Source organism: Patescibacteria group bacterium, assembly GCA_028710985.1.
GTDB lineage: Bacteria > Patescibacteriota > Patescibacteriia > JAHJFT01 > JAHJFT01 > JAQTTB01.
Map to the genome: position 1 here is coordinate 1 of JAQTTB010000007.1, position 8,637 is coordinate 8,637.

At 50.2% G+C, this 8,637-nt stretch carries 6 protein-coding genes; 2 read left to right on the top strand and 4 right to left on the bottom strand.

Features of this window, described 5'->3' with window-relative positions:
* Positions 1–49 precede the first annotated feature (49 nt).
* A complete protein-coding gene (locus PHW53_05105; GenBank protein ID MDD4995809.1) occupies positions 50–1,333 on the bottom strand; it encodes an IS630 family transposase in 1,284 nt (427 codons plus the stop codon).
* Between the two features lie 442 nt (positions 1,334–1,775).
* Between PHW53_05105 and PHW53_05110 the strand changes: the two genes are divergently transcribed.
* Complete coding sequence (locus PHW53_05110; protein ID MDD4995810.1) at positions 1,776–2,357, top strand: ISAs1 family transposase; 582 nt, start codon at positions 1,776–1,778, stop codon at positions 2,355–2,357.
* Between the two features lie 270 nt (positions 2,358–2,627).
* On the opposite strand, the gene PHW53_05115 is transcribed toward PHW53_05110, so the two are convergent.
* Together PHW53_05115 and PHW53_05120 are read right to left on the bottom strand one after the other, a co-directional pair.
* Positions 2,628–5,291 carry an Ig-like domain-containing protein gene (locus PHW53_05115; GenBank protein ID MDD4995811.1) on the bottom strand — a complete coding sequence of 888 codons (2,664 nt, stop codon included), beginning with the start codon at positions 5,289–5,291 and terminating at the stop codon, positions 2,628–2,630.
* 5 nt (positions 5,292–5,296) lie between these two features.
* Positions 5,297–6,214 carry a hypothetical protein gene (locus PHW53_05120; protein ID MDD4995812.1) on the bottom strand — a complete coding sequence of 306 codons (918 nt, stop codon included), beginning with the start codon at positions 6,212–6,214 and terminating at the stop codon, positions 5,297–5,299.
* Positions 6,215–7,139: 925 nt separating this feature from the next.
* Here PHW53_05120 and PHW53_05125 point away from each other — a divergent pair.
* The gene (locus PHW53_05125; protein ID MDD4995813.1) at positions 7,140–7,388 is read left to right on the top strand and encodes a hypothetical protein; all 249 of its coding nucleotides are present in this window, start codon (positions 7,140–7,142) and stop codon (positions 7,386–7,388) included.
* A 537-nt stretch (positions 7,389–7,925) separates the two neighbouring features.
* On the opposite strand, the gene PHW53_05130 is transcribed toward PHW53_05125, so the two are convergent.
* Positions 7,926–8,637 (bottom strand): hypothetical protein (locus tag PHW53_05130; GenBank protein ID MDD4995814.1); only part of this gene is annotated, 712 nt, incomplete at its 5' end.

The window sequence follows — 8,637 nt, forward strand, 5'->3', positions numbered from 1 at the left end:
AGCTATAGTTTTTCAGATAAATAATTTCCAAGCCGCTTAGCGAAACATATCAGCAGGCTATGGAAAAATCCTCACGCATTTTCTGCATAACGCAGATGATTTTACTCGCATCCTGCATATAAGATTTGAACGCTTTTACGACTGAATCATGAAGGTCTTCAAACGTTTTAAAATACTTCAAGTGCGTTGCGTCCCGTTTAGTATTTTTCCAAAGCTTCTCAATGGGATTATAATCGGGAGAATAGGCAGGAAGTGGCGTAATCGTAAGACGATCCGCGTGCAGGTTCTTAAATTCAGTGACGATTTTACTATGATGATAAGGCGCACCGTCTTCAACCAGAAAAATTTTACCCTCATAAAATGCCAGCAGTTGTTCTAAAAACTCAATATAACTGAGTCCATTAAATTTCCCCGCTGTTTCGGCATGCTTTAATATAACCCCTTGATAAGTCGCCATTGATTTTTCATCAACAAGGGCTCTTAGCGCGGTTAAAAAATCAAACTCTGTTGCATACAGCTCGCCCTTTAAAGTCTTAAGCAGAGCCAGTAGTTCGGTGGGTAATTTCGCCTCTTTCAGTAACTTCAGCGATTTTGGCTGCAGAGAATAGGCCAGTAATTGCCGATATTGAAAGCTTCCGTCGCCAAGCTCAATCGTGCCAAACATTTTCAGTCCCTTGCGTATCCCTCTGGTTTTTACCGTGGGCTGTTGTCCTATCGGAGCCCAGGTACGCGCCAATGAACCCCACATCGCAAAGGAGACCTCATCGCCAAACAACACCACGGCATTTTCTTCTTTGGCTTTTTTGATCAGTGCGGGTAAGGTCTCCTCCAGCCAGACTTTTCTAGCCTGTTCATACTTTTCCTCATCCTGGCGGTCACTGATGAAATGGGCTTTTTGGTAACTTAATCCCAGTTTTTTCAATAAGCTTGGCAAGTAGTTCAGGTTGTAACAAACTGAAAATTTGAGCAAAATAAGCTCTGCAATCATGGCGCAGTTCCATATTCCGCTCGTAAATCCGTGTGCTTCAGGGCCTTCAGCTACCATGTCATGCAATTGTTTTTGCTGCGCTTTAGTCAGTTTTTCTTTGCGTCCACGGCCATGGTAATGCTTACCCATTACCCAGTTTATTCCTCCGGACATGAATTTTATTAGCCAATTGACGACAGTTTTGACGCTTATTCCAAACAGTATGGCAATCTCGTTTATTCCTCGCCCTTCGCCATAACAAATCAGTGCTGTTGCTAATCGGTATGCTTGAATATTTTTTAATTTGAACGCAATTAACGAACTTGCTCGTAGTTTTTTCAATAGTTCTTTGGAAAAGGTTATCATTGCTATGCTTATTATAAGGATTGTAAGTGAAGGTATTTTAAAGGCGTTTGGTTATGATTTTTGTGGATTTTGGAAAATTAATTTCTGAAAGTCTATATATGTGAAACTGGAGAGATGGCTCGGAAAGTTTGGCTTTACAATCAGATAATATTAAAAATAGAGGTTAATTTATGTCTAATGGGTCGCTGTGAGTCGTTTAGAGCTCTCGAATCTCGTTAGATGGCCATAACAGATGGCGAGTGTGGTAAAAAATCAGGTGCTGTTTACCGTTAATTGAAATGCGCCTTAACATAGACGCTAACGTACGTTTTCGTACCACTGGACTTCAAACCCCCAAACCAACGAAATCGGCAGGGTCATTCCGCTACTGGATGCCATCGCCATCCAAGGCAAGACCCTCACCGTCGACGCATTACTGACCCAGCGCAAATTCGCTGACTAGGTGGTCAATCGCGAGGCCGATTATCACTTCACCGTCAAAAATAACCAGCCCACGTTACGCGAGGATATTGCCCTGTTCTTCGAGAACCGGCAAGAACCGGATTTTATCGACTCTACCCCGCCCGATCACGGCCGTATCGAAACCCGCAAAATCTGGACAACCACTGCGCTCAACCAGTACCTGGATTTTCCCCATGTCGGCCAAGCCTTCATGATCGAGCGGGAAAGCATCAACAAAAAAACAGGTGAACGTAGCCACGAAGTCGTTTACGGGCTGACCAGTTGCACGTCCCAAAAGGCTGATGCCGAGAAAGTCCTGAAGACCAACCGCGAACATTGGGGCATCGAAAACAGTTGCCACTACGTGATTGATTGGAACTACAACGAAGACCGCTGCCGTATCAGTACCGGCCATGGCCCCGCCAACATCACCCGGCTACGCCGCTTCGCTGTGGGCCTAATCAAATCCAAAGGGGCTGACTGCGTGGCGCAAAAAATACGCGATCTGGTTCGAAACACGCGACTGGTTTTTGATTACCTTAAGATGACGAAAAACTCTTGCGCTGTTGGTTGCTCAGGATGAGAGCGGTGGGTGGAGAACAAATTTACCGTGCATCGTGTAGTAATTTTTTAGACGTGGGCAACGATTATAGTAAAATTGGTAATTATTGCGCAGACTGACAAAATTTGAGACCTAACCCAGGCGATAGCATAAGGGCGCTGTCGTAACTTCGGTGCCAAAGTTGGAACCGCCGAGCTTGAACTGCACGCTTGAGACGCCGACATTATCAGAGGTACTGGGCAAAGACCATCGCCTCAGTACCTGTAATATTGACGTCGTTGGCGTGCAGTGTCATGGAACGGTAATTGACTGGGTAAGCTGGTTGTTAGTTTCGTTCAACTCCGCAAAGCGGTTGACATCATCGACCCAAGCTTTAACCGTGTGGGCGCCGGTCGGAATGGCGTAGGCTCCACCGTTGGTGTTAATAGTGACGGATGTACCTGCAGCCAGGGGCCCCATTACGGAGCCCCAGGTTTTAGGGATACCATCCACCGAATACCTTACGCCGACGTATACGCCGGCGGGAGTCGCTGCAGTACCCTGGTTCTTCACCCTGCACTGGAAGATGCCGTGTGCATAATAGAGCGCGGTGACAATGACGTCGGGGAGTTTCGTGGTATTGTTGACCGTTACATTCACGCCAGTACTTGTCGTCGTGTTCCCCGCAGCGTCTCGCGCTACGGCTTTGATGGTATGGATGCCATCGACCACAGCCGTGCTGTCCCAAGCGATAGCGTAGGGCGCTGTTGTATCTTCCGGAGGGTCATAATCGCCGCTGATCAGGAACTGCACCCCGGCGACGCCGACATTGTCAGCTGCGTTGGCAGAGAGTGTGACAGCAGCGCCGGCAACAGTAGCGTTGTTTGTGGGAGCGGTTATAGAAACGGTGGGGGATTGGGTGTCACCGGAAACCTGCTTGGAAAGCTGGTTATTGGTTTCGTTCAACTCCGCAAAGCGGTTGACATCATCGGCCCAAACCGTAACCGTGTGGATGCCGGACGGAATGACGTAGGATACACCGTTGGTGCCAATAGTGACGGAGGCACCTGCAGCCAGGGGCCCCATTACGGAGCCCCAGGTTTTTAGGGCGCCATCCACCGAATATGCTACGCCGACATATACACCTGCAGGGGTTGCAGCGGTACCCTGGTTCATCACCGTACTCGTGAAGATGCCGTTGGCATAAGAGAGCGAGGTGACAATGACGTCGGGGAGTTTCGTGGTATTGTTAACTTTTATAGCCACGCCAGCGCTTGTCGTCTTAAGCCCGGCTGCATTTCGCGCAACGGCGGTGAGCGTGTGCGCGCCATCGGTGGCGGTTGTGCTGTTCCAGGTGATACCGTAGGGAGCAGCGGTATCTTCGGCACCGAGATTGTTGCCGTCGAGCTTGAACTGCACGCCCGAGACGCCGACATTGTCAGACGCACTGGCAGTGACTGCAACAGCAGCGCCTGCAACAGTAGCGCCATTGGCGGGGGCGCTGATAGAGACCGTAGGATTGGGACCCGCGCTGATCTTGACGAACCTGGCCACAGACGGGACGCCGTTTCCGTTTAGAATGAAGAGCATGTAGTAGCCGGGGGGCGCAACATTGCCGCTTGGAGGAGCCAGGACACTGAGGCCTCCTGTGGTCTTCGTAAACTGCAGATTGTTGATGACCTGGCCCTGATTGAAGGCGTGGGTCACCGAGCCAATTTTCAGCAGGGTGACCTTGGTGACCGCAGCGGCGTCCGGTGTTCCAACGCTAAAAGGCTGCCCATAGATGATGCTGGCCGGCGCCGACGCGATGGCCGGCCTGGCTCCCTTGAACAGATACGGCGGTGAATATAGCTCGACATCCGGGTACCCGTTGCCGCCCGTGCTGAAAACCCGGCCGTCAGGCAGAAGCAGCGCTGAAGAATGATACACGCGGGGGATGCCCGTGCTGCTGGCGAGCGTCGTCCATTTTTCGGTGGCCGGATCCCACAGCTCGGCCGCATCCACGTGGCCGGTGGGGTCATTGAAGCCGGTCGAGGCGGTGCCGCCGGTAACCAGTACCTTACCATCGGGCAACAGCGTTGCATTGAGCTGGCGCCGGGCATATTGCATGGCGCCGACGGCGCGCCAGCTCGGGAATGCCTGGTTGAGGTCGATGACCTCAGCTTTATTCACCGGCGGTTGGCCGCCGCCCACCACCAGGATTTTGCCGGGTGCGTACATTACCGCCGACCCGAAATCCTGGTATGCGCCAAGCCGCGTCGCGACAAATTTCCAGGCACCAGGCCCCGACGTGTCCAGATAGCGGGTATTCGACGCCATCCCGGCATAGAAGACCTTGCCGTTCGGCGCCTGGAACATTCGGGGATAAAGGTCCAGCTCGAGCTGGGCACCGGTCAAATCCCGCCAGGTTCCGGTCTTTACCTGCATCACTTGCGGCAGCGTGTTGACCCCGACTGTGGTGTCGATGGAGCCGGAAATCGTCAACACGTCGCCGTTGGCCAAAGCGGTAGTGGTCGGGTACCAGCGGCCCGCGTTCATATCAGGCAAGCTGGTCCACGTGTTGGTTACATAATTATACTTGGCGGCCCGTGACAGACCCACGCCATTAGAGATATGGCCGCCGGCTACGAAGAGGGAGCCATCGGCCAGGAACGTATGCCCTATGCAGAACATGTTGATGTCCGGCTTGCTGAGAATCGACTCGTGGGCAACAAGAGAGACGTTGGCGGGGTCCAGATTGAAGGGATCCGCAGGATCCCAGGATCGAGTACCATCAGCGGCGCGTGTCCCGATGTCGCCCTCCCAGGTCATGACCTTGCCGTTGGGCAGCAGGTTGGTGTGGACCGGAAAATAGGACAGCCGCGCAACTTTCGTCCACTGCCCGGTAACATTGGGTAAGGCACTCGCCGGGGTAGCGAAGCACAACCCGAACAGGGCGGCGGCGACGATAGCGAAGAGCGGACTTCGGTGCGACATTGACATTAGTGAGCCCCTCCGGACGGGCGCTTTAAACGGAAGATTCGAAGTGGAAGATCATGCGTCTCATGAGAGCTCGCAGCGGTATGTATAATTTTATCGTGGCCGATTGCGACAATAAGACCCTGCGCACTGATCGCGATGGCGTGGGTGAGCTCGAAGCCGGAGTTCGACGTCAGCAGGTCGTTCAGGTCCTGCAAGCCGTCTTTCTCCGTCCACAGGAACGCGTGTTCCTTGCTATAACCATCAGAAGAAACACCCACCACCTCCTGGTTATTATTGACCGCGAGCGCTTGGCTCCATCTCCGGTTTGAGAGGGCGCCGATACTCTGGATAGCGCCTCCGGCCGGCCAGATGACGGCGTGATGCACAGCCTCGGGATTCCCCGAAGACCCGACGACATCACCGCGATCATTAATGCCCAACGCCGCGCTCTCATAATCGCCGGGCAGCGTGCCGAGATCCTGAGCCGTGCCGCCCTTCCAGAGGACCGCGCGCGGCCCTGAGGTGGTGTCGCACGCGCCCGCAACATCTCCGCGATCGTTGATTGCCTGGCCTCGACAGGCACTGCTGTCGGGTAGCATCGGCAGCGCCTCAATGGCGCCCTCGGGACTCCAAATGACGGCATGAACGCCGTCGGCTCCGCTCGACCAGCCAGCCGCCTTTCCCGGCGTGTTGATGGCCGACGCCGAACTGCTGGTGTCGCCTGGGAGCGTTCCGAGCAAATCGATTCCGCTGGTCTGTCTGGAGCGGAAGGCGCGCATCCCCGTGGCAGTGTTCACTGAGCCCACGACTTGACTGTGTTTGTTGATGCCCAACACGGTGCTGTAATCGCTGCCAGCGGGCAGTCCCGCGATCTCCTGCAGTCCGTTGCCGCCTATAAAGAACCCTTGGTGGCCCTTATCACCTTGTGCGGTTCCCACGATCTCGCCACCCTCGTTCGCCGCTCGCACCACGCGGGTCGATCCTGTGGGCAGGACCCCCGCCTCCGTGGCTGTGTAGACAACTCCAGCCGCTTCTGCGTGTCCAGGAGCCAACGCGAGCCCCGCGCAGAGCATCAGCACAGGAGCGGCAAGGAACGGAGTTGGCCACGGTAAGCCAAGGTTCTCCTTCGGGAGCGATCTACGCCGATTTACGTACGATGATATGATGGCGAGTCTCCACGGCAGTCCGAGACCACGCCTCTGGTGTAGTGTTGTGATTTTTTTGTTCATAATGGTTACAAAATAATTAGAGTTTCCGGATGAATAAGAAATTTAGTGCAAACACATATACAAATGAACATCGAACTAATTTATCAACGATTTATATCAGGCATAAATAACGCCAATATCTTAACGTCAAAAATATATTTTATATTTTTTATCAAAAACACTATGTTATTAATTCTACACGATGTGATTGATAAGAAATTGATTGCTTAATGTTTTAAAAATTACGGTTATTACGCTTAAAAAATGTGTAATGGCATTTACTTTTGCACCAATAATTCACCGTTGACATTCAGTAATGTTGGATAACTGAAGTTTCCCAGTTTTTAAACAACGCCAATCATGCTGGCAATGCGGGATAGAGATTTAATGCAGGGTTTGCGTAATGTATAGCATACCCACATTAATTGATTTTCCTATGTACGTCATAAGCATAAAAACCGGGAAACTTCAGATATAGAAATATAAATAACAAATGGGCTTACGATGTCTGGAAACACAACTAATCTTCATAACATATTACGGTTTTCATTAAACCTTCTCTCGCTGAATATGTCAAGTGGGGAATCTCTTAAGCACGCAAAGCAAGCATCTGGTAGATACCATCAAAATGACGGCTTATCGTGCGGAAACGGCTATGGCTAACAGTCTGCGTGAAAATATGTCTCACCCTGATGAAGTGTGCACACTACTTCGCGCACTCTATAACACTGAAGCAGATTTGCTACCTGATCTGGAAGCGCAAACATTAACCATCAGACTCCATCATTTAGCGAATGTCATGTCTGATAATGTGATTGAAAAACGTTGCATTCAACTCAATGCAACGGAAACCCGATTTCCTCGTACTAATTTACGCATGGTGTTCAAAGTAGGGTCAATTTAAAATCCTGGAGGTCTGGGTGTCTGACACTACCTAATTTCAGACGGCCGTCAATAATCTGGAAGAACGGGTTATCGAGATAAGCATCGTCTGCTTTCTGCGCTGCTGCCGTTAGGAGGCCACGAATTTGCTGGGGTTATTGAACCAAAAGAACGGTTTGACCCAGTCACAACCTGGAGCCCTTGTCGTTAATGGTCTATAAATGGGGTTGAAGTTCAGTGGTACGGAAACGTACGCTAAGTGTAGCGGCCCGATAATATAAATCACAGGAACCGATTATATCGGTTTTTCGGGACCATATTAGCTGATAAAATCGGGGCGCCAGGAACTACATTAACTGAGAATTACGATAGTTACTCAGCGCCAACATACGCCTTAAATTTTATAAAAATGACGACATATCCGGTTGACTAACCGAAAATAGAGCCGCCCCGCTCAAAAAACAGGCTTACTGGACCAATAGCAACCTAACCTCGTTTGCTAGTTTTGGCAATTTTGCAAGTCCCTCGATAGCCTTTCATTTAGGGGGTTTTAAAACTGCTAATTTGAAATGAACTCATGCGCACCTATATCGGGATATGTTCCACGAACAACCTGGAAGAAGTCCTTGGCCACCTTATTTATCGGCATTGCCGCATTTATCACTGGTGAACCTCTGGATGATATCTTGAAATAATCCGGTTTCAAAGTACCTGGCGTTGTTGTTCCTGTTCTAGCTATCTGCGGATTATCCAGTACGTCAGTCCAGGATGCGGCTAACGATGGCCTCATCACCGGCCAGTTATTATTTGAAAAAGCAATGCCGTTCTTACTTGGAACCTTGCTATATCCCATAACAATATTATTTCTAATTTGTGAATTTGCATTTACTATGGATTTACTCCCTCCATTTCCTGTAAATAACCCACCATTGATAATGGTATTGTTTGCTATTAACGCATTTTTTAATCCGGAATTTGGAACTATAGTCCAGCTGAAAGCTTGAAAATTAGCGTTGTAAATAAAATTGTTGATAACAGTATTGTTAGCAGAGCGAGGAACGGTTGACACTTCATCGGCCATCGTTAAGCCAAAACTCATATTGCCTCTATTTGGTATTACTTGAGGGGAAGAAATGTAGATTAAGTTTCTCTGCACCAAGCTATTAGTAGTGTCAGAAAGATACAAGTTTATTGCCCAGTTGTTATAAATAACATTATCTTCGATAGTACAATGATCCGCTTCATAACAGGATAGACCTTCTCCCCAATTG

What these genes read in the sequence shown, in the direction of transcription:
- PHW53_05105 (MDD4995809.1), bottom strand. Translation starts at nt 1,333, where the DNA reads ATGATAACCTTTTCCAAAGAACTATTGAAAAAACTACGAGCAAGTTCG.
- PHW53_05115 (MDD4995811.1), bottom strand. Translation starts at nt 5,291, where the DNA reads ATGTCGCACCGAAGTCCGCTCTTCGCTATCGTCGCCGCCGCCCTGTTC.
- PHW53_05125 (MDD4995813.1), top strand. Translation starts at nt 7,140, where the DNA reads ATGGCTAACAGTCTGCGTGAAAATATGTCTCACCCTGATGAAGTGTGC.